Source organism: Streptomyces sp. CA-288835 (assembly GCF_050936385.1).
Taxonomy (GTDB): Bacteria; Actinomycetota; Actinomycetes; order Streptomycetales; family Streptomycetaceae; genus Streptomyces.
In genome coordinates, this window is sequence record NZ_JBNJMW010000001.1 from 3,455,145 (window position 1) to 3,475,972 (window position 20,828).

The following is a 20,828-nucleotide window of genomic DNA, read 5'->3' on the forward strand; positions in this document are numbered from 1 at the left end:
ACAGGGTTATCCACAGGCTTACGCGGCTTGAATCGCGGTCTGCCTACTATTGCCGGACCGTCATTCGCGGCTCGTGCGGATGACTTGCGAGGGGGTAAGGGGCACATGGTGCGTTTCGTACGATCCACGGCACTGGCCGCTGCCGCGGTGCTGGTCACCGGGCTTGCGGCGGGGTGCGGTGGCGGCTCGTCCGACGAGGGCAAAGACGACGGAAAGGCCAGCGCCCCACCGACCGCGGCGCCGTCAGGCCCGACGGGGGAGCTTCCGGCCTCGCTCACCTCACAGAAGCTCGACTGGGGCAGCTGCAAGGCCACTTCGGACGGCCCCGCGCCGGGCGAAGACTGGCAGTGCTCGACGCTCAAAGTCCCGCTGGACTGGGAGAAGCCGACGGGCGAGACGATCGGTATAGCTCTGATCCGCGCTAAGGCGACAGACGAGGACTCTCGCATCGGCTCGCTGCTGTTCAACTTCGGCGGCCCCGGTGGCTCGGGTATCTCCACGATGCCGTCGTACGCGGCGCTGACGTCCAAACTGCAGGAGCGGTACGACCTGGTGAGCTTCGACCCGCGCGGAGTCGCGGCCAGCGAGGGCGTGCGCTGTCGCAGCGACAAGGAGATCCAAGCCGCCGAGTCGGTCGACTCCACGCCGGACACCGCGGCCGAGGAGGCCTCGTACCTCAAGGACTCCGCCGACTTCGGTAAGGGCTGCGAGGAGGCGGCGGGCCCCCTCATGGCACATGTCTCGACGACCGACACAGCCCGCGACATGGACCTGATGCGGCACGTGCTGGGCGACCAGAAGCTGCACTACTTCGGCATCTCGTACGGCACTGAACTGGGCGGTGTCTACGCCCACTTGTTCCCCAAGAACGTGGGCCGACTGGTGCTGGACGCGGTCGTCGACCCGAGCGCGGGCACGGTCGGCCATGCCAAGAACCAGACGCGCGGTTTCCAGCGCGCCCTGGACAACTACCTCAAGTCCACCGGCCAGGACCCCGAAGAGGGCTCCCAGAAGATCGCTGACCTGTTGAAGAGGATCGACGCCGAGCCGCTGCCGACATCGAGCGGCCGCAAGCTCACTCAGACGCTGGCCCTCACCGGCATCGTGCTGCCGCTCTACAGCGAGCAGACCTGGGCCGGCCTCACCAGCGCACTGGATGCGGCGGAGCAGGGTGACGGTTCGGAGCTGCTGGCCCTCGCCGACAATTACAACGAGCGTGACGCGACAGGCCGTTACGGCACGACGACGCATTCACAACGGGTCATATCGTGCTTGGACGACAAGGAGCGGCCGACGCCCGAGGAGACCAAGAAGCTGCTCCCTCAGTTCCGGAAGATCTCGCCCGTGTTCGGCGAGTTCATGGGCTGGGACACGGCCGGCTGGTGCCACAACTGGCCGGTGGCCGGTCAGCACGAGACCCCGGAGGTCAGCGCGCCCGGAGCGGATCCCGTCCTGGTCGTGGGCAACACCGGCGACCCGGCGACACCGTACGAGGGTGCCCGCAAGATGGCGGACGAACTGGGCAAGGACGTTGGTATCGAGCTCACTTGGAAGGGCGAGGGGCATGGGGCGTACGGGAGCAGCTCCTGCGTGGACGGCACGGTGAACGCGTACCTGCTGGACGGGAAGGTGCCGGAGGACGGGAAGGTCTGCGAGTCGTAGCCCCGGCTACAGAAGCTAAAACAACAGGAAGGGGCCCGGCACACCCGGTGCCGGACCCCTTTCCGTACAGCCTGAGCCAGCGTCTAGTACACCGGCTTCTCGGGCTCGATCTGGTTGACCCAGCCGATCACGCCGCCACCGACGTGCACCGCGTCGGAGAAACCGGCGGACTTGAGCACGGCGAGGACTTCCGCACTGCGGACACCCGTCTTGCAATGCAGGACGATCTTCTTGTCCTGCGGCAGGGTCTCCAGGGCGGTGCCCATGAGGAACTCGTTCTTCGGGATCAGCTTGGCGCCGGGGATCGAGACGATCTCGTACTCGTTGATCTCGCGGACGTCGATGATCTCGATCTTCTCGTCGTTGTCGATCCACTCCTTGAGCTGCTTGGGAGTGATCGTCGAGCCGGCGGCCGCCTCCTGGGCCTCCTCGGAGACGACGCCGCAGAAGGCCTCGTAGTCGATGAGCTCGGTGACGGTGGGGTTCTCGCCGCAGACCGCGCAGTTGGGGTCCTTGCGGACCTTGACCTGGCGGTACTGCATCTCCAGAGCGTCGTAGATCATCAGGCGGCCGACCAGCGGTTCGCCGGTGCCGGTGAGGACCTTGATCGCCTCAGTGACCTGAATGGAGCCGATGGACGCGCACAGCACACCGAGGACGCCGCCCTCGGCGCAGGAGGGGACCATGCCCGGCGGCGGGGGCTCCGGGTAGAGGCAGCGGTAGCAGGGGCCGTGCTCGGACCAGAAGACGGAGGCCTGGCCGTCGAAGCGGTAGATCGAGCCCCAGACGTACGGCTTGTTGAGGAGCACGCACGCGTCGTTGACCAGGTAGCGGGTCGCGAAGTTGTCGGTGCCGTCGACGATCAGGTCGTACTGGCTGAAGATGTCCATCACGTTCTCGGCCTCGAGCCGCTCTTCGTGGAGGACCACGTTCACGTACGGGTTGATGCCGAGCACGCTGTCGCGGGCCGACTCGGCCTTGGAGCGGCCGATGTCCGCCTGGCTGTGGATGATCTGACGCTGCAGGTTCGACTCGTCGACCTCGTCGAACTCCACGATGCCGAGCGTGCCGACGCCCGCCGCGGCCAGGTACATGAGGGCCGGCGAGCCCAGGCCGCCGGCGCCTACGGCGAGCACCTTGGCGTTCTTCAGCCGCTTCTGCCCGTCCATCCCCACGTCGGGGATGATCAGGTGGCGGGAGTACCTGCGGACCTCGTCTACGGTGAGCTCAGAAGCGGGCTCGACCAGGGGTGGCAGCGACACGGGGACTCCGTTGGTCGGTCAATCACTACGGTTGTTCTTCGCGTAACACTGCCACGCCCCTCTTCATTCCGAGACACCCGTTCCGACCCGCGAGACGATTTCGTCCCAGTAGCCGGGCATGGTCGCCCAGGGGTCGACCCGGCCGCCGCGGTCCGTGCGGTCGGTGAAGTAGATCGTCGAGGCGCCCTGCCAGCGAGCTATGCGCAGCGCCTCGTCGAGATGCCCGCGGGGCACGCTGTGCACGAAGTGGCAGAAGCGCTGGGGCGGGTGGTCGGCGGTCCACTCCGCCACCTGCGACCAGCGGTATTCGCTCCAGGGGCCGCAGAAGGTCACCAACTGGTCGGCGAATTCGGCATATCCGGGATGCGGGTGGGAGCCGTGTCCGAGGACTATATGGCCCTCGCCGAGGAAGGCGCGCAGGGTTGTAGCCGTACGGCTCATCTCGGGGAGCGTTGTCCGGTCCGTGGGACAGCGGTCCAGATAGAAGCCGTCGACGCGGTACCAGTCGAGATACCGGTGCGCGTCCGATATCAGCTCACCGAAGGTGCGTGCGCCGTATCTCACATCGAGGTGTCCCAGGACCCGGACGCCCGCGTTGCGCAGTCGCCCCGCCGCGGCGAGGCAGTGCGGGTCGGGCCGGATGCCGGGACCGTCGGCGACGTTGAGGACGACCCAGTGCAAGGGGGTGCCGGGGCGGGTGAGTTGGCCCCATTCGAGAGGGGCGACGAGGGGGTGTGCATAGCCGGGGACGCCGAAGCCTAAGCGTATGTCGGTGCTCGCGGTGCCTACCGCGGTGCGGGTCAGATGCGGCATGCCGCCTCCATCCAGATATCGGCGAGGGACTCTTCGAGGTGGATCCGGGGCCGCCAGCCGAGCCGGTCGCGTGCGGTGCGCACATCGGCCTGCTGCCAGCTGCCGCAGCCGTCGGGATAGGGGTACGCGGCCGGGGCCGTGTGCTCGGATTCGGAGCGGGGGTGGCCGATGGACGGCCTGACGATTCCGGGCGGGGCGTCGAGTTCGTGCAGCGCACCGCCGTAGCCGGCCACGCGCGCGAGGACGGCGGCGGCGTCCCGGAGGCGTACGGCACGTCCGGAGCCGATGTTGATGACGCCCTGTGCGGCGGAGAGGGAGGCGGCATGGACGGCGCGCGCGACATCGCGTACGTCGATGAAGTCGCGCTGGATGCCGAGTCCGCCCACCTTCAGTTCGCCGTCGCCGGACTGCATGGCGCGGCGCATGGCCTCGGCGAGGCGGCCGAGGGGCGAGCCGGCGGGTGTCCCGGGCCCGGCGGGCGAGAAGACCCGCAGGACGACGGCGTCCAGGCCGGAGCCCAGGACGAGTTCGGTTCCGGCGAGCTTGCTGACGCCGTACGGGCCGCCGGGGCGCGGCGTCGCGTCCTCGGCCGTGCAGGAACCGGGCTGGCTGGGGCCGTACTCCGCGCCGCAGCCGATCTGTACGAGGCGCGCACCGCAGCCGCTGCGGCGCAGGGCCTCGCAGATGGTGGCGACGGCGACGGTGTTGTGCCGGGTCAGTTCGCGGGCGCCGCCTCGGGTGGCGCCAGCGCAGTTGATGACGACGCCGGGGTGCACCGCGTCCAGGAAGCGGGTCAGTGCGCCCGGGCTGCCGCTGGAGAGGTCGAACCGCACATCCGCGTCGTCGCCCCGGCCGAGCGCGGTGAGCTGCACGGCCGGGTCGGCGAGGAGTCGGTCGGCGACGTACCGGCCCAGAAATCCGTTGGCTCCGATCAGCAGCACCCTCATCGGGCGGCTCCCGGGGTGGATTCTCCGATACGGAGGGTGATCATCTCGTGTCTCCTTCAAGGGTGGTGCGATGGTTCGTCAGGGAGGCCCGTGGTGTCGGCCCCGCGGGAGGGCCGGGCTCGGCACGGAGGCCGGGTGGCGGGCTCGGCGTGCAGTTCACGGCGTCCCACCGTGGTGCGCGTGGGCCGAGGCCCGGGCGAGGGTCCTGGTCGCGTGGACCAGGAGTACGAGCGCCGCGGCCCCGCATGCGAGGGTCGGCACAACACCGGGCCCCCATGCGCCGACCACGGTCTCGATGGGAACGGCGAGGAACGAGCAGCCGGGCAGGCGGCCCGCGAAGACGCTCGCCACAGCCGTCACCTCGGCCGCACCGGCGGCGGCCAGTACGACGGCCGGGGCGTGCCGGAAGCCGTGCACGGTGAGCAGCCGGGCGAGCAGCAGGAGCGCGCCGAGGGCGCCGATTCCGGCGTACGCGGCGGGATCTGCGGGCTCGTCCAGCAGCGTCCCGCACAGTGCGAGCAGTCCGCCCAGGGCGCAGAGGAACAGCCCGAACACGCCCAAGAGCAGGGGGCGTACGGAGGCGGCGAACTCCTTGAGAGTTCGGCCGGCGGCCAGTCTGCGCCGGGCGCGTACGGCGAAGAGGTGGGCGCACCAGGCCGCCGGGGCGCAGGACAGGGTGAGGGCCGTCAGCGACGCGAGGGGTACGGGCCAGGGACTGTCGAGGTCACCGTTCGGCCAGCCGTGCGGGCCACCCGTGAGGGCGGAGCCGAGCAGGCCGTCACCGAGGAGGGCGTATGCGAGGAGCCAGCACGTCCACGCGCGCGTGCCCTTTGTCGTGCGCCACGCGTGCGGGGTGTGCAGAGGGCCGCGGCCAAGGGCCAGGCGCAGGCTCAGGGCGATGGCGAGTACGCCCAGGACGGCGACCGTGGCGGCGAGGTGCGGCCGGGCCTCGGTGAGGCGCAGCCCGGTCACCGCCGCCGCGCATACGGCGCCCGGCAGCAGGGCGAGGACGGCCCAACTTGCTTGCGCCTTGGGGAGTTTGACGGCAGGCACCCCTGGACTGGTCTCGCCGTCGCGGGGCACGCGCGCGTAGATCTCCTCGGCCAGCGAGAACACGTCACGGTGCCGGAAGCGGGCCACGGTTCGGTCAGTCACCCCGTGCGCCTCCAAGCCGGCCGCGATCTCCAGCGGATCCACGGCCCGGTCGCACAGCTCGCGGTGACGGTGCATCAGCGCTTTCACGGGGTCCACGGCGACCCGGCCGCCGGACTCGTCCGACGAACCCCGCGCACCCGGGACATCCGGGGCGCTCGGCGCTCCAGCCGTCACCAGCCACTCCTCGTCGGAAGCGACCACATCCCGCACAGCGGCACCGCTGGGCGCCCCCGGCAGGTCCACGTCGCGCTGGCGCCCGCTCATCGCGTCCCCTTCCCAGCGGGAACCGGCGCCTGAGCCGCGCCGGAACCGGCGCTCGCCGCCCCGGACTCAGGGCAAGCGCTCGCAGCCCCGGATCCCGGCAGAGCACCCGCAGACCCGGATCCCGGCCGCGTGCCCGCCGCCCCGGACTTCGCCGCAGCACCCGCCGCCCCGGAACCCAGCCGAGCACCCGCAGCCCCGGATTCCGGCAGAGCGCCCGCCGCCTCGGACCTCGCTGTCCCCGCAGGCCCGGGTCCCGGCCGCGCGCCCGCCGCCTCGAACCTCGCCACAGTCCCCGCAGCCCCCACGGCCCACCGCGGACCGCTCACCAACGCGTCCCGGGCTCCGGACTCGGCCCAGCGAGCCCGCACATGGGCCTCGGCCGGTACCGCGAAGGGCAGCGGTTCATCGGTGGCGGCTCGGCGGACCGGGCAGTGCGAGACGATCTCCAGGTAAATGCCATGAAACGCCGCGATGTTCTGCTCGACGGTGAACAGTTCGAGGGCACGCGCGCGTGCCGCCGCGCCGAGGAGTGCACGGCGCGCGGGATCGCGCAGCAGGGCGACGCACGCCTCGGCGAGCGCCCGCGGATTGCGCGGCGGCACCACCAGACCCGTACCGCCAATGACCTCCACGACCGCGCCGACGTCCGTAGACACCGTGGCGCGCCCGCAGAACATCGCCTCGACAAGGCTGTTCGGGAAGCCCTCGACGACGCTCGACAGCACAACCACGGCCCCGGCCGCGTACGCCTCCGCGAGGCTCGGCACCTCCGGCCCGCCGATCTCCTCGAACGACACAGACGACCCCGGCGCCCCCGGACTGCCACCGATGCCGCGTACGCCTCCCACCTCCTCATCGGGGAAGAGCCGCGCGGCCAGCATCTTGCAGTCCGCCCGATACGCGGCCCCAGCCGGCCCCTCGACAGGCGCGCCGATGATCCGCAGCCGCGCGTTCGGCCGTTCCTTGCGGACCGCCGCGAAGGCGTGCAGCAGCGAGACGAGGTCCTTGTCGGGGTCGATCCGCCCGACCCAGACCAGCGTGTCCGGATCGGCACAGTCCGCTCGCTCGCCCACCTCCGAGAAGGGCGACGCCTCCATGCCCGGATAGACCGTACGGAGCTTGGCGCGGTCGGCACCGCAGCGCTCCTGCCAGCGGCGGGCGTGCGTGTTGCCGGGCGTGATGAGGGCGGCCTGCCGGTACATCTCGGCCGCGAGCCGGCCATGGAACGCCGCGAGCAGCGCCCGCACCGGCCCCGACTCCTCGCGCGAGTCCAAGTAGTGCGCCCGCAACCGCACGCCGTACTCCGTGACCAGCAGCGGCACGCCCCAGAAGTGCCGCGCCAGCAACCCGGGCAGGGCCGCGGCTCCCCCGGACGTGGCGTGGCACAGGTCGACGGAGCCGAGTCCGTCCTGCTCGTGGTACCAGTCGAGCGACAGGGGGCGCAGGGTGCGCTCGATCCGATCGGCGACGGTGAGCACATCCGGTACGCGCGCCCCGCGCGCCGTGCGCAGTGCGCCGGGCGCGCGGCAGGCGCTCTCGAGGGCGCGTACGGCGGTTTCGGAACGCAGGGCCCCGGTCAGGCCGCCGCCCTCATCCCGGACGAGTTCGGCAAGCCCGTACAACGCACTGCCGAAACGGTCCGCCACATCCAATGAGCCATCCCCGGAGGCCGACCCGACGGTGCCCCCCATGACGGCATTCCCCGCACAGACGGCCGCCGCCAACTCCCCGTAGCACTCGGCGAACCGCCGCCGCGCCCGGCGGCCATACGCCACGCCGTCATCACCCGCGTTCCATAACGGCGCCGTGCGCACGCGGCCGACCTGGGGCGGCAGCTCGACGAAGCCCTCGTCCCGCTGTCGCTCGCTCCTGCTGAGCGCGTAGACGTCGAATTCGTGCTGCCCGAGCCCGCGTACGAGCCGGTCGCACCAGAGCCTGGCGTCACCGCTCAGATATGGATAGCCACCCTCCGTAAGCAGTCCGATGCGCACGAGTGCACCCCTGATCTTCCGTATGGGGAGCCGCCGTTGCCCGGCGACTCACAGCGGGACGAACGTACGCGGACATGACCGTGGCGCGATGGACGGTTGTCCATCGCGCCACCAAAAGGGGTGAACGGTCGTAACTTTCCCGTACGGATCGCGTTTCGTCGCGCTAAGAGATCAATCGCGTACGTGCCGCAAGCGTCTCAAGCCCCGGGAAACGGCCAGGGGTTGGCCCGGCACCGGATGCCGTCGTGCTCGAGGAACTTGCTCTGCTGTTGCATGACGGGCGCGAGTTCGCCGTCCTTGTCGCAGGTCACATGGCCGTAGCCGAGCCGGTGGCCGATCTCGTGGTTGATCAGCATCTGCCGGTACGCGTACATCTTGTCGCCGTACGTCTGGGCGCCCTGGGCCCAGCGATACGCGTTGATCATCACGCGGTCGGTGGCCGCGGAGTCGCAGGAGACGTTGTCCACGGTGGTGTCCAGGCCCGATTTGGCGCACCAGACCGCCGTGGTGCCGGGGCTGGCCAGCGTGATGACGAAGTCGGGCTGCCCGGTGGAGATCCGCTCGAAGGTACGGGCCCCGTCGTGGGCCCAACTCCGTTCGTCATTCAGGGTCTTGTGCACGGCCTGCGCGAAGAGGATGCCGTCGAGGCCGAGGCCCTTCTCGATGTCGACGCGGTAGGTGATCTTCTGTCCCGTGCCAGGCGCCTGGTCGATACCGCGGATCGCCTCGAATTCCCCGCCGCCCTTGAGCTTCGCGGCCAGCGGGTACTTCTTCGCCATCAATTGCGCGTACGACGGCGGAGTCGCGCCCTCCACCTCGGACGGAGGCGTCGGCCTGGTGTCGCCGCGCGCCGCGGCGTCCTTGGCTTCGCGGTCCGCGCCGCCCGCGGCCGGCGGGCGCGCGGAGGTGTCCTCACGCCCGTCGGTGACCACCTGCCCGGCCACGACAACGGCGAGCACGGTGGTGACGGCGGCGGCCGCGACCCCGGTGAAGGTCCAGCCCTTGCCGCCCTTGGCCTTCTCCGGCAGATACGGCTCCGAGGGCGCATCCGGCAGATAGGGCTCCGAGGGCGCCTTGTGCTCGGTTTCCGCGGGGTCGAGGTACCGGTCGGTGGAGTCGACGGCGGAGTTGTACGGGCCCGAGCGGAGCGCCTGGTCGCCGGTACGCGACGCGAAGACGTCGTCGTCCCGCTCGAAGGCGTCGACGTAGTCCTGGCGGGGACCCTGCGCAGAATGCGGCGCCTGCCGCTGCTGCGGTATGGCGGGCCCGGGCCCCGCGGCCTGCGATGCGCCCGGTCTCCCCGGGTACGCACCCTGAGGCGCGCCGTACCCGGGCGCCCCGCTGAACACCCCCCAGCCACCGCCGGATTCCCGCTGCTCGGGATGCGCACCACGGACTTGGGGGACACCGTGAGCAGGCGTGCCATCGGGGTACCTCGGAACGCCATGAGCGGGGGTCCCGTCAGGAAGCCGCGGGGCGCCATGAGCCGGCGTACCGTCAGAAAACCGAGGTACGCCATGAGCTGGCGTACCGTCCGGCAGCCGGTGAACCCCATGCGCCGGAGTGCCGTCCGCGTACTGCGGAGCCCCACGAGCCGGAGTGCCGTCCGCATACCGCGGAACTCCACCCGCAGGCGTCCCGTCAGGGAACCGCGGAACCCCCTGCGCATCCGGGCGCGGCACCCACCCGTCAGGCAGCCGAGGTACCCCACCCGCCGGAGTGCCGGGACCGCCGCCCCTCGTCGGTGGCGGCTGCGGCTGGGGTTGCGGTCCGGAGGGAGCGCGGCGGCGGCCGGTGGCCGGCTCCGGGCGGCCTCCCGCGACCACGGGGATGTCGGCGGTGTCGCCCTTACGGGCCGACCCACGTCGGCTGTGACGTCCCACGCGCCGCCTCAGCTCCCCGCACTCTTCGTTGTTCCGGTCTTCATGGTGCCGGTCGTCGCGCTGTCGGCGTCGGCCAACTCGCCGGTGTCCGCCAGAAGTTCCCGGATGGCGGTGGCCACGGTCTCGGCGTACTCCATCATCGCCACATGCCCCGCGTCCGGCAGCGTGAGCAGCCGGGAATCGCGGAAGGCCCGGGCCGCGCGCTGGGCCATGCGGAACGAGACGAGCTGATCACGGCCGCCGTAGATGAGCAGCGTCGGCGCGAGCACCCGCTCGGCCTGACGCCACAACCGGTGCTGGCCACCCAGCGTGTACGCGTTCACGATGCCGCGGGCCGAGCGCGCCATGGCGTCCCAGAAGTACGGGAGGGCGAGCCGCCGCTCCATCTCCTCGACCGCGTTGCGGAACGCTTCGGGGGTCACGATGGTCGGATCGCCGTAACAGAGCGCCATGACGCCTCGTACGCGCTGCTCGGCGGACCAGTCCTTGGTGAAGCGGGTGAAGGCGTTCGCGACCCCGGGCAGCGCCAGCAGCGCCGTCGGCACCGCCGAGCGCTGCACCAGGACCTCGGGCAGCGCGGGCGACACCAGTGTGAGCGTCCGGACGAGATCGGGACGTACGGCCGCGACGCGCGTCGTGACCGCGCCGCCCATCGAGTTCCCGATGAGGTGCACGGGACCGCGCTCGGCCGAGTCGAGATAGCGGATGACCGCGCGCGCGTGCCCGGTCACCGAGTAGTCGCCGTCGTCCGGTGGCGGTGAGTCGCCGAAGCCCGGCAGATCAACGGCCTCGCTGTCCACGAGGCCGTCCAGGAGGGGCATCAGCGCCGACCAGTTCTGCGAGGAACCGCCCAGCCCATGCACATACAGCGCGGACGGCAGCCCCTCGCGGGCCGGTGGTCTCGACCGGATCGTCAGCGTGATCCCGGGCAACCCGACCGAACGCAGCCGCTCCCCCGCCGCCACCCTGACGGCACCGACTTTCGGCGCGACAGAGGTGGCGAGGACGGACGGCAGTTCGGTCGAAGACATGGAGCAATGTTACGAGACGATCACGTGGTGGATCGTGTGTTCGCCATCACAAGTCCCCATCGAATTCCGTGAACCCGGCTGTATCGCGACGGATCGCCCTGGGATCGCGTAGCGACTCGATCCGCGCTCTCATACGCTTCCTGATCGAGGGCACACGTACTTGTGCAAGCAGGCACTCGCACCGCTCGGGAAGAGGACTCCATGACCGTCGACCCCACCGACCCCGAGACTCTCGACGAAGCCGATTCCACGACCACTGAATCCACCGAATTCGACGTGGAGGCCCCCGAGGCCGACGCCGCCGAACAGCACGCGGAGCTCGCACCCCACCGTGACGAGCCACTGACCGGCTCAAACGCGGGCAACCTGGCCGACGCGAACGAGGCGGACCGCGCGGAGCAGGCAAGGATCGTCGAACTCGACGAGGACGACTACCGGTGAAGACGCCGAATACGCCGAAGACGCCGACGACCACCGGCGAGGCGGATACGGCACGATGACCGGTGACCGCTCGGAGGCGGTCACCGCGTACTGACCTGCCCGGCATGCTCGTATTTGATGTGCTCTGCCCGGTTTTCAGCGGCGTCCGGTCCGTGAAATTCTGCCTTCGCACCGCGCACAGCACGGTTACCGAAAAGTACGATGGCCGCGCGGCGCACACCGCACGTGGACGATTTTGGGAGGCGGCGTGACAGCCATCGAGCAGACAGAGGCGGCACGCCCGCGGGGCACACGCCTGCCGCGCCGTGCCCGACGTAACCAGCTCCTCGGCGCAGCCCAGGAAGTGTTCGTCGCGCAGGGATATCACGCGGCCGCGATGGACGACATCGCCGAGCGCGCGGGAGTCAGCAAGCCGGTGCTCTACCAGCACTTTCCGGGAAAGCTCGACCTCTACCTGGCCCTGCTGGACCAGCACTGTGAGTCCCTGCTGCAGGCGGTGCGAGGCGCCCTGGCCTCGACGACCGACAACAAGCAGCGCGTACGGGCCACGATGGACGCGTACTTCGCGTACGTCGAGGACGACGGCGGCGCATTCCGGCTGGTCTTCGAGTCGGACCTGACGAACGAGCCCGCGGTGCGGGAGCGCGTGGACAAGGTCACATTCGAGTGCGCGGAGGCGATCTGCGACGTCATCGCGGAGGACACCGGCCTCTCGAGGGCCGAGTCGATGCTGCTCGCCTCGGGTCTGGGCGGACTCGCACAGGTGGTGGCGCGCTCCTGGCTGCACAGCGACCGCAGTGTGCCGCGCGACCAGGCGGTGCAGTTGCTGACCTCGCTGGCCTGGCGCGGCATCGCCGGCTTCCCGCTGCACGGCAGCGAGCACCACTGACGTCCCGCGAGCGGCGGGGGCCATCCTTTGTTCCCGTCCGCTGTTCGCTCCTGGCGTTCTTGGACGCAGCGTGTGTGTCCCCTCACCGGGCTAATGTGTGCTGCGTACGGCGCGGACGAACGCGCACATCAGTGACCGTCGGAGGGACATAGCCGTGGAGGTCAAGATCGGCGTGCAGCACGCGCCTCGCGAGATCGTTCTGGAGAGCGGTCAGACCGCCGAGGAGGTCGAGCGGGCGGTGTCCGAAGCGCTGGCCGGCAAGTCGCAGCTGCTGAGCCTCGTGGACGACCACGGCCGCAAGGTCCTGGTCCCGGCCGACCGACTGGCGTACGTCGAGATCGGCGAGCCGGCCCCGCGCAAGGTGGGCTTCGGCGCGCTGTAGTTACGTCGCGACAGGGCCCCGTGGCTTGAAGCCATGGGGCCCTTGTTCATGTCGGCCCTTGCGCGGACCCGCACTCTTCAGGCTCATGCGCTCTCATGCGATCCCCTCAGACGGAGCACAGATCACCCACAGGGAAGGATTGCCTTCCGGGGGCCACGGGTAAGACGGGCTACGACCGAAATGCACACGGCCGTGCGGGAGGGACCCCACCCATGTTCTTGGAAGCGCTCGGCTCCGTGATCCTCGGTCTGGCAGTCGCCTGGCTGGCCATGCACCGCCTGTCACACCGCCTGCCCGCCCGACGCCTCGTCCTGTCAACGGGAGCCGCCGGCGGCCTCTTCGGCGCGTTCCTCACCAACAGCGCGCTCAGCGGAGACCTACTGCTCACCCTCATCGGCGCCGCGACCGTAGCCACGGCGTCCGTCTCCCTGCTCCTCCGCCCGGCGGGAAGACTCCGCCGCCACTCGGCGACGGTGTAGACAGGGATCCTGACGGCTCCGACCCAACGGACGCCAGCTGAGGCGCGCCCCGTCAGGGGCGCGGGGAACTGCGCGACCAGCCCCCACGCACCCGCAGTCGAACCCGGTGCTCAGGCGGCCAGCCCCAACGCAGCCATCCGCTTCGTGTGCGCCTCCGTGATCCGCGAGAACATCCGCCCCACCTCCGCGAGATCGAACCCGTCCGCGACCCCGCCGACGAGCATCGTCGACAGCGCGTCCCGGTCGGCGACCACCCGCTGGGACTGGGACAGCGCCTCGCCCATCAGCCGCCGCGCCCACAGCGCAAGCCGTCCGCCCACGCGCGGGTCCGCGTCGATCGCGGCGCGTACCTTCTCGACGGCGAAGCTCGCGTGGCCCGTGTCGTCGAGTACGGAGAGGACCAGCGCCCGTGTATCGGAGTCGAGCCGTGCCGCGACCTCGCGGTAGAAGTCGCTGGCGATCGAGTCGCCGACGTACGCCTTGACCAGGCCTTCCAGCCAGTCCGACGGCGCCGTCTGCCGGTGGAAGCCGTCGAGCGCCGCGACGAACGGCTCCATCGCCTCCGTCGGCTCCGCCCCGATCGCGGCGAGCCGGTCCCGCAACTGCTCGAAGTGGTGGAACTCCGCCGAGGCCATCTTCGCCAGCTCCGCCTTGTCGGCGAGCGTCGGAGCCAGCTTGGCGTCCTCCGCGAGCCGCTCGAACGCCGCCAGCTCCCCGTACGCGAGCGCTCCGAGCAGGTCGACGACCGCGGCGCGGTACTGGGGATCGACGGAGGCCTTCGTCCAGTCCTGGGCGGCGACTCCGGTGTGTTCGGCGGAGCTGTCGGCGGCAGTGTCGGCGGTGTTGTCGGGCGTCGTCATAAAGCGCACAATAGCCCGCTCACAGCGAGGCGTAAGTCCCTGGTCAGCCAGTGTGACGACCACTACGTGACCAAATCGACCATCGCATATGCGCGATTCCGGGGTATGGTGGTAATGAGCCCGCTGAGCTGATCTACGTATCTCAACGGGCCATATGAATGAGGATGCCCGGTCGGTGGCCCGATCGGCTCCGACCCGACAGCTCTCCTCGTCCGTACGGCACAGTGCGTACGGCGTCCGGAGAGACCCTCAGCGGCAAGAGCGCTCGAGCGTCGGCAGTGGTCCCGTGCCACCAAGGCCCGCCTTTCAAGCGGCCGACGTCCCCGGCACGGTTCAACGACCCCCGCGCTCGCCTCGTGTCGCGTACACAGAAGAGGCAGCACCCTGACTACTACTTTCCGAGAGCTCGGAATCCTTTCCGAGACAGCCGAGGCGCTCGAAGCCGTCGGCATCATCAACCCCTTTCCCATCCAGGAGATGACGCTCCCCGTCGCCCTTTCGGGGACCGACGTCATCGGCCAGGCCAAGACCGGCACCGGCAAGACGCTGGGCTTCGGCCTTCCGCTCCTCGAGCGCGTCACCGTTCCCGCAGACGTCGAGGCGGGCCGGGCCCAGCCCGAACAGCTCACCGACGCCCCGCAGGCACTCGTCGTGGTCCCCACCCGCGAGCTGTGCACCCAGGTCACGAATGACCTGCTCACCGCGGGCAAGGTCCGTAACGTACGCGTTCTCGCCATCTACGGCGGCCGGGCGTACGAGCCGCAGGTCGAGGCCCTCAAGAAGGGCATCGACGTCGTCGTCGGCACCCCGGGCCGTCTCCTCGACCTCGCGGGCCAGAAGAAGCTCAACCTCAAGCATGTCCGCGCGCTCGTCCTCGACGAGGCCGACGAGATGCTCGACCTGGGCTTCCTGCCCGACGTCGAGAAGATCATCAACATGCTGCCGGCCCGCCGCCAGACGATGCTGTTCTCGGCGACCATGCCGGGCGCGGTCATCGGTCTCGCGCGCCGCTATATGTCGCAGCCCACGCACATCCGCGCCACGGCGCCGGACGACGAGGGCCAGACGGTCCGGAACACCGCGCAGTTCATCTACCGCGCGCACAACATGGACAAGCCCGAGCTGGTCTCGCGCATACTCCAGGCCGACGGCCGCGGGCTCGCGATGGTCTTCTGCCGTACGAAGCGGACGGCGGCGGACCTCGCCGACCAACTGCAGCAGCGCGGTTTCGCCTCCGGCGCGGTCCACGGCGACCTCGGTCAGGGCGCGCGTGAGCAGGCGCTGCGGGCGTTCCGCAACGGCAAGGTGGATGTGCTCGTCTGCACCGACGTGGCCGCACGCGGCATCGACGTCGAGGGCGTGACGCACGTCATCAACTACCAGTCCCCCGAGGACGAGAAAACGTACCTGCACCGCATCGGCCGTACGGGCCGCGCGGGTGCCAAGGGCATCGCGATCACGCTCGTCGACTGGGACGACATCCCGCGCTGGCAGCTCATCAACAAGGCGCTGGCGCTTGGCTTCAACGATCCGCCGGAGACGTACTCCACGTCCCCGCACCTCTTCGAGGAGCTGAGCATCCCGGCGGGCACGAAGGGCGTCCTGCCGCGCGCCGACCGCACCCGCGCCGGGCTCGCGGCCGAAGAGGTCGAGGACCTCGGCGAGACCGGCGGGCGTGGCGCACGCGGTCGCGGTGGCCGTTCCGCGGCTCCCGAGCGCGGGCGTGACCGCGACCGCGAACGCGAGCGTGAGCGCCCGGCGCGTACGCCGCGTCGACGTCGCCGTATGCGCAACGGTGCGCCGGTCGACGGTACGGACTCGGCGGCCACCGCTGAGGCTCCGGCCGACGAGGCGCGCAGCCCGCGTCGCCGTCGCCGGACGCGTGCCGGAGAGTCGGCCGAGACGGCCGTCGCCACGGCGGAGGGCACCGCGCCGGAGGTCACCGAGCCGGCAGCTGAGCTTGTGGAGTCGGCCGAGCCGAAGACACGTCGGCGTCGTACGCGCAAGACGGCGGAGACCGCGCAGGCCGTGGAGACCGTCGAGTCGGCGGCCACCGTCGTCGAGGAGGCCACGCAGGCCGCTGAGGCGACTGTGACCAAGCCTCGCCGCCGCACCCGCAAGGCCGCGGAAACCACCGAAGGCGCGACCACGGCGACCGAGGTGGCCGAGCCGACCGAGGCCCAGCCCCGCCGTCGTACCCGCAAGGCCGCCGAAACCGCCGTGGACACGGCGGACGGCACGGTCGTCGAGGTGGCGGAGACCAAGCCGCGCCGGACCCGTAAGGCGACGGCCGAGGCAGTGGTGGACACCGCCGAGGTGACCGAGGCGAAGCCCCGGCGCCGTACGCGCAAGGTTGCCGAAGTCGCCGAGGCAGGCATCCCCGCCCAGGCGACCGCGACGGAGGAGCCGGCGGCCACGCCGCGCCGCCGTACCCGCAAGGCGGCACAGGCCGCGCTGGACACGGCCGAGGGCACAGCGGTCGAGGTGGCGGAGACCAAGCCGCGTCGTACGCGCAAGACCACGGCCTCCGCCGAAGCCGCTGCGGACACCGTCGAGGCGACGGAAGCGAAGCCGCGTCGGGCCCGCAAGACCACGGCCGCTGCTGAGGCAGCCGTGGACACCGTCGAGGCGACCGAGGCGAAGCCCCGCCGCCGTACGCGTAAGGCTGCGGAGGTCGGTATCCCGGCTCAGGCGGCCGAGCCCGTCACGGACGACGAGGCGCCGACCAAGCCCCGGCGTACCCGTAAGGCGGCGGCCGCGCCCGCCGAGGCCGACGCGCCGGAGGCGGCGCCCCGCCGCCGCACCCGCAAGAAGGCGGCAGCAGCCACCGAGGCGACCGAGAGCTAAGTCTCTCTCCGACGGCCCGGCCCCAGCACTTGGGGCCGGGCCGTTGCCATTCCGGTAGCGGGGAAAGTCACGCGGCCCCGCACCCCGCCCGACAGCTTCCTTGGCTAGCCTCCTCCTCATGAGCAGGCCCGCCACCTTTGTCCCCCCGCCCGGCGCCCGTGCGTATCGGCTCGGCACCGCGCGCGGTGAGTTCGCCGTGATCGACGCCCCTGTGGCATCCGGCGTCGAAGCGAAGGGAACCGCGCTGCTGCTGCCAGGGTTCACCGGCAGCAAGGAGGACTTCATCTCCCTGCACGAACCCCTGGCCGCGGCCGGCTACCGGACCGTCGCCGTGGACGGACGCGGCCAGTACGAGTCGCCGGGCCCCAGAGACGACGAAGCCCCGTACGCGCAGGGCGAGTTGGCGCGAGACGTACTCGCCCAGGTCGAAGCGGTCACCGAGACGCCGCAGGAACGCGTGCACCTCGTCGGGCACTCGTTCGGCGGACAGGTCGCCCGGGCAGCCGTACTGCTGGACCCCACCCGCTTCCGCTCGCTCACGCTCATCGCCTCGGGGCCGGCCGAGATCTCCGCTTCGCAGCAGCTGCGGGTCAAGCTGTTGCGGGACGCGCTCGCCGTGATGGACATGGCGCAGGTGTGGGACGCGATCCAGGCGCTGGAGCCCCCGGAGGACGCGGCCGACCAGCAGGACCTGGACGCCGGACTCGAAGACCTTGAAGTGCTCAGGCAACGCTGGCTCGGCAACAGCCCTGCTCAACTCATCGCGGCGGGGCGTCAGTTGTGCTCGGAACCGGACCGCGTCGCCGAGCTGGCCGCCGTACCGATCCCCTTTCACGTCCTGTCGGGCGAGGAGGACGGCACCTGGCCTGTGCCGCTCCTCGACGACATGGCCGTACGCCTCAAGGCCCACCGCACGGTCGTACGCGGAGCCGAGCACTCCCCCAACACGGACCGCCCCCTGGAAACGGCCGAAGCCCTGGCCGCCTTCTGGAAGCAGACCGACCAAACCAGGTAAGGCCTCAGTACTGCGCCTGCAAGTGCCCCCAGAACCCGTCCCGCAAGGCCCGACGCAGATCCGCCTGGCCGCGTAGCGAGTACTGCAGCAGGCCCTCCGCCTCGACAAGGAGGTCCTGGTCGACGGGCCCGGGCAGATACGGATGCCCGGGCAGCAGATCCGCCAGTGCCTCCCGCCCCCGCGCGCCCAGCCACTGCGCGGCGACCTGGGCACCCACGAAGCGCACGTCCTCCCGTGTGGGCCGCGCCCCCGCCGAGGCTTCGTAGGAGGCGGCGGTCCGGCGGGACACGTACGGCTTGAAGAACTCCAGGTCGAAGGTCCGCTGGCTGTCGACCTCCCAGAGCAGCGGCTCCGCCTGGTTGCGTCCCTCCGGTGCCTCGATGCCCCAGAGGTGGACCCGCGCGCCGTACCCCTGCGCCGCCTCGACCGCGGAGACCAGGTCCTCGTCGCCTCCGATGAGGGCGGCATCGCTGATGGCGCGATGCCTGGCCAGTGACTCCAGGTCGCTGCGGATCAGGGAGTCGACGCCCTTCTGCTGGTTGTTGGCGTTGAGGTTGCCCAGCCGCACCTTGACGTCGGGCAGCTCGGCGATGGACTGCTGTTCCGCCGTGTGGATGCGGCGACGCGCGCCGTCGTACCAGTAGACGCGCAGCAGCCTGCTGTCCGCGAAGATCGTGCGCGCCCTGTCGATGAGCGCCTCGATGAGGCCTTCGGCGTCCAGATCGAAGGCCCGGCGGTCCTCCGTACCGGCGACGAGCCGCCCGGCGGCCGCGTACAGATAACCGGCGTCGACGAAGATCGCATGGGTCGACGGCGTCTTGGCCACCTCGGCGAGCACGCGCTGGAGCAGCTCGTTCGTGCGGTCCAGGCGCGCACCGAGGGCGGCCAGAGCGTCGGTTCCCGCGAAGTCGTCATTCATATGCGCCTCATTGTCGCAGGACGTCACTGTGTGAACACAAGCGGTCCAGTACCACCAAGTAATTAGGCGTGCGAAAAATTTATTTAGCGTAGGGAATGTTTGTCACTGGCATCCCGTTGACTCGTTGTGGAACCCGTGGCACAGACGCCCCATGTTCCACCTACCAGTAGTTCTCCTTCAGGAGGATGACCAGACGAAGGGAGAAGCCATATGCGCTTCGAAATCATGCGCCTCGACGACGTCGACGGCACGGCCGTGGACACGACCGTCGTGGACGCCGCCTCCGTCAACCGGATCGTGCAGCAGGCCGCCGCCATCGGCCAGCGCATCCTGATCCGCCCGGCCGAAGCCCCCGCCTCGTAACGCGCGGACGCCCGACAGCACACTTCAGAACCCCGTACGGCATCGATGCCGTACGGGGTTCTGCATGTCCGGCTCCGCTCAGCTCGACTGGATCACCTGCGTGACTCCGTTGATGATCTGCTGCACGGCGATCGCGGAGAGCATCATGCCCGCGAGCCGGGTCACCAGGACGACGCCGCCGTCCTTGATGACGCGGATGATCAGCAGTGAGTACCGCATCACCACCCACAGCACGACATGGATGGCGAGGATCGCCGTCCACACCGCCGTCTGCGCCGCGACGCCGTCGGCCTTCTGCACCGCGAGGATGACGGACACGATCGCGCCCGGTCCCGCGAGCAGCGGTATGCCCAGGGGTACGAGGGCGGCGTTGACGTCCTTGGTCTGCTTGGGCTCGTCCGTCTTGCCGGTGAGCAGGTCGAGGGCGATCAGCAGGAGCAGCAGACCGCCCGCGATCATCAGCGCGGGCACGGACACATGGAGGTAGTTCAGGATCTGGTGCCCGAGCAGCCCGAACACGGTGATCACACCGCCGGCCACGCAGACGGCCTGGAACGCCATCCGCTTCTGCACCCGCGCCGGCCGTCCGGACGTCAGCGCGAGAAAGATCGGGGTGATCCCAGGGGGATCCATGATGACGAAGAGGGTGAGGAAGAGTGAGCCGAAGACGGCGAGGTCGAACACGGTGAGCCTTGGTGTGGGAAGGGGTGCGACGGGCAGGGGCAGAGCCCCCGGGACAGGAGAGGGTCAGGCTCCCGCGGCCCCGCCCGCACCGGGCACCGGGAACGCCCCCGTGGCCCGTCGCGTGATCTCCCCGTAGATCTCGGGGTCCGTGGTGGACTCCCCGAGTACACACGTCTTGCGGCTGCCGTGATAGTCGCTGGAGCCCGTCGTCAGCAGCCCCAAGTCGGCCGCCAGGCCGCGGAGTCGGGCCCGGGTCGCCGGGTCGTGGTCCATGTGGTCGACCTCGATACCGTCGAGTCCGGCCGCCGTGAGCTCGGCGATCGCGGATTCCGGCACGGTCTGGCCCCGCTTCGAAGCGGCGGGATGGGCGAAGACGGTCACGCCGCCCGCGGCCTTGACCAGCCGGATCGCCTCGAAGGGGTCCGTCTCGTGCTTCTCGACGTAGGCCCGGCCGCCGTCGGCGAGCCAGTCGGGTGTGAAGGCGTCGGAGACGCTGGGCACGACGCCCAGCTCGACCAGCGCGGTCGCGATGTGCGGCCGCCCCACGGATCCGTCGCCCGCGATCCGCGCCACCTGCTCCCAGGTCACCGGCACGCCCAGCTCCTGGAGCTTACGGATCATGCCGTGGGCCCGCGGCACCCGGTCGTCGCGTACGAGCTCACGCTCGCGCAGCAGGTCGGGTTCCTCGGGATCGAAGAGGTACGCCAGCATGTGCAGACTCACGCCGTCGAGGCGGCAGGAGAGTTCGGCTCCGGTGACGAGGGTGAGGCCTTCCGGGACCGCGGCGATGGCCTCGGCGTGTCCGCGGGTGGTGTCGTGGTCGGTCAGCGCGACGACGTCCAGACCGGCCGCGGCGGCATTGCGCACCAGCTCGGCGGGCGTGTCCGTACCGTCGGAAGCGGTGGAGTGGGTGTGCAGATCGATGCGCACGTACGAGGACT

The 20,828-nt window shown here is 70.4% G+C and carries 19 protein-coding genes; 8 read left to right on the forward strand and 11 right to left on the reverse strand.

Features of this window, described 5'->3' with window-relative positions:
• The first annotated feature begins 105 nt into the window (after window positions 1-105).
• The gene (locus ACQEVY_RS15435) at window positions 106-1,662 is read left to right on the forward strand and encodes an alpha/beta hydrolase (protein WP_432948763.1); all 1,557 of its coding nucleotides are present in this window, start codon (window positions 106-108) and stop codon (window positions 1,660-1,662) included.
• A gap of 83 nt (window positions 1,663-1,745) precedes the next feature.
• Here the strand turns inward: ACQEVY_RS15435 and moeZ are convergent, their stop codons facing one another.
• The 7 genes from moeZ to ACQEVY_RS15470 form a co-directional block, all read right to left on the reverse strand.
• The gene (gene moeZ / locus ACQEVY_RS15440; RefSeq protein ID WP_432948765.1) at window positions 1,746-2,924 is read right to left on the reverse strand and encodes an adenylyltransferase/sulfurtransferase MoeZ; all 1,179 of its coding nucleotides are present in this window, start codon (window positions 2,922-2,924) and stop codon (window positions 1,746-1,748) included.
• A gap of 63 nt (window positions 2,925-2,987) precedes the next feature.
• Window positions 2,988-3,737, reverse strand: coding sequence for a spherulation-specific family 4 protein (locus ACQEVY_RS15445; RefSeq protein WP_432948767.1), 750 nt, complete (start codon window positions 3,735-3,737; stop codon window positions 2,988-2,990).
• Complete coding sequence (locus ACQEVY_RS15450) at window positions 3,725-4,684, reverse strand: NAD-dependent epimerase/dehydratase family protein (protein WP_432948769.1); 960 nt, start codon at window positions 4,682-4,684, stop codon at window positions 3,725-3,727. The genes ACQEVY_RS15445 and ACQEVY_RS15450 overlap by 13 nt, the downstream gene beginning before the upstream one ends.
• A 156-nt stretch (window positions 4,685-4,840) precedes the next feature.
• The gene (locus tag ACQEVY_RS15455) at window positions 4,841-6,103 is read right to left on the reverse strand and encodes a hypothetical protein (protein WP_432948771.1); all 1,263 of its coding nucleotides are present in this window, start codon (window positions 6,101-6,103) and stop codon (window positions 4,841-4,843) included.
• Window positions 6,100-8,094: a DUF3492 domain-containing protein gene (locus ACQEVY_RS15460; RefSeq protein ID WP_432948773.1), complete on the reverse strand. Its 1,995-nt coding sequence runs from the start codon at window positions 8,092-8,094 to the stop codon at window positions 6,100-6,102. Before ACQEVY_RS15460 ends, ACQEVY_RS15455 begins: the two co-directional genes overlap by 4 nt.
• 197 nt (window positions 8,095-8,291) lie before the next feature.
• Complete coding sequence (locus tag ACQEVY_RS15465) at window positions 8,292-9,977, reverse strand: DUF3152 domain-containing protein (protein WP_432948775.1); 1,686 nt, start codon at window positions 9,975-9,977, stop codon at window positions 8,292-8,294.
• Window positions 9,978-9,985: 8 nt separating this feature from the next.
• Window positions 9,986-11,008 (reverse strand): alpha/beta fold hydrolase, encoded by a 1,023-nt coding sequence (locus ACQEVY_RS15470; protein WP_432948777.1) that lies wholly within the window; start codon window positions 11,006-11,008, stop codon window positions 9,986-9,988.
• 201 nt (window positions 11,009-11,209) lie between these two features.
• On the opposite strand from ACQEVY_RS15470, the gene ACQEVY_RS15475 reads away from it, so the two are divergent.
• From ACQEVY_RS15475 to ACQEVY_RS15490, 4 genes are all read left to right on the forward strand, one after another.
• Window positions 11,210-11,449, forward strand: a complete 240-nt coding sequence (locus ACQEVY_RS15475) for a hypothetical protein (RefSeq protein WP_432948779.1) — start codon at window positions 11,210-11,212, stop codon at window positions 11,447-11,449.
• A gap of 247 nt (window positions 11,450-11,696) precedes the next feature.
• Window positions 11,697-12,338: a TetR/AcrR family transcriptional regulator gene (locus ACQEVY_RS15480; RefSeq protein ID WP_165341618.1), complete on the forward strand. Its 642-nt coding sequence runs from the start codon at window positions 11,697-11,699 to the stop codon at window positions 12,336-12,338.
• Between the two features lie 154 nt (window positions 12,339-12,492).
• Window positions 12,493-12,720: a DUF3107 domain-containing protein gene (locus ACQEVY_RS15485; RefSeq protein ID WP_033319983.1), complete on the forward strand. Its 228-nt coding sequence runs from the start codon at window positions 12,493-12,495 to the stop codon at window positions 12,718-12,720.
• A gap of 212 nt (window positions 12,721-12,932) precedes the next feature.
• Window positions 12,933-13,199, forward strand: coding sequence for a hypothetical protein (locus ACQEVY_RS15490; RefSeq protein ID WP_432948781.1), 267 nt, complete (start codon window positions 12,933-12,935; stop codon window positions 13,197-13,199).
• A gap of 110 nt (window positions 13,200-13,309) precedes the next feature.
• Here ACQEVY_RS15490 and ACQEVY_RS15495 read toward each other — a convergent pair whose 3' ends face one another.
• Window positions 13,310-14,068, reverse strand: coding sequence for a ferritin-like fold-containing protein (locus ACQEVY_RS15495; protein ID WP_328768817.1), 759 nt, complete (start codon window positions 14,066-14,068; stop codon window positions 13,310-13,312).
• Between the two features lie 468 nt (window positions 14,069-14,536).
• Between ACQEVY_RS15495 and ACQEVY_RS15500 the strand changes: the two genes are divergently transcribed.
• Together ACQEVY_RS15500 and ACQEVY_RS15505 are read left to right on the forward strand one after the other, a co-directional pair.
• Entirely contained in the window at window positions 14,537-16,906 is a 2,370-nt protein-coding gene (locus tag ACQEVY_RS15500; protein ID WP_432948783.1) for a DEAD/DEAH box helicase, read from the forward strand.
• Window positions 16,907-17,024: 118 nt separating this feature from the next.
• Window positions 17,025-17,921 (forward strand): alpha/beta fold hydrolase, encoded by an 897-nt coding sequence (locus ACQEVY_RS15505; RefSeq protein WP_432948785.1) that lies wholly within the window; start codon window positions 17,025-17,027, stop codon window positions 17,919-17,921.
• Window positions 17,922-17,925: 4 nt separating this feature from the next.
• On the opposite strand, the gene ACQEVY_RS15510 is transcribed toward ACQEVY_RS15505, so the two are convergent.
• Window positions 17,926-18,840 carry an NYN domain-containing protein gene (locus ACQEVY_RS15510; RefSeq protein WP_328768820.1) on the reverse strand — a complete coding sequence of 305 codons (915 nt, stop codon included), beginning with the start codon at window positions 18,838-18,840 and terminating at the stop codon, window positions 17,926-17,928.
• Between the two features lie 210 nt (window positions 18,841-19,050).
• On the opposite strand from ACQEVY_RS15510, the gene ACQEVY_RS15515 reads away from it, so the two are divergent.
• Window positions 19,051-19,203 (forward strand): hypothetical protein, encoded by a 153-nt coding sequence (locus ACQEVY_RS15515; RefSeq protein WP_328768821.1) that lies wholly within the window; start codon window positions 19,051-19,053, stop codon window positions 19,201-19,203.
• A 78-nt stretch (window positions 19,204-19,281) separates the two neighbouring features.
• Here the strand turns inward: ACQEVY_RS15515 and ACQEVY_RS15520 are convergent, their stop codons facing one another.
• Window positions 19,282-19,887, reverse strand: coding sequence for a MarC family protein (locus ACQEVY_RS15520; RefSeq protein WP_033319977.1), 606 nt, complete (start codon window positions 19,885-19,887; stop codon window positions 19,282-19,284).
• Between the two features lie 63 nt (window positions 19,888-19,950).
• A complete protein-coding gene (locus ACQEVY_RS15525; protein ID WP_432955231.1) occupies window positions 19,951-20,817 on the reverse strand; it encodes a PHP domain-containing protein in 867 nt (288 codons plus the stop codon).
• Window positions 20,818-20,828 lie beyond the last annotated feature (11 nt).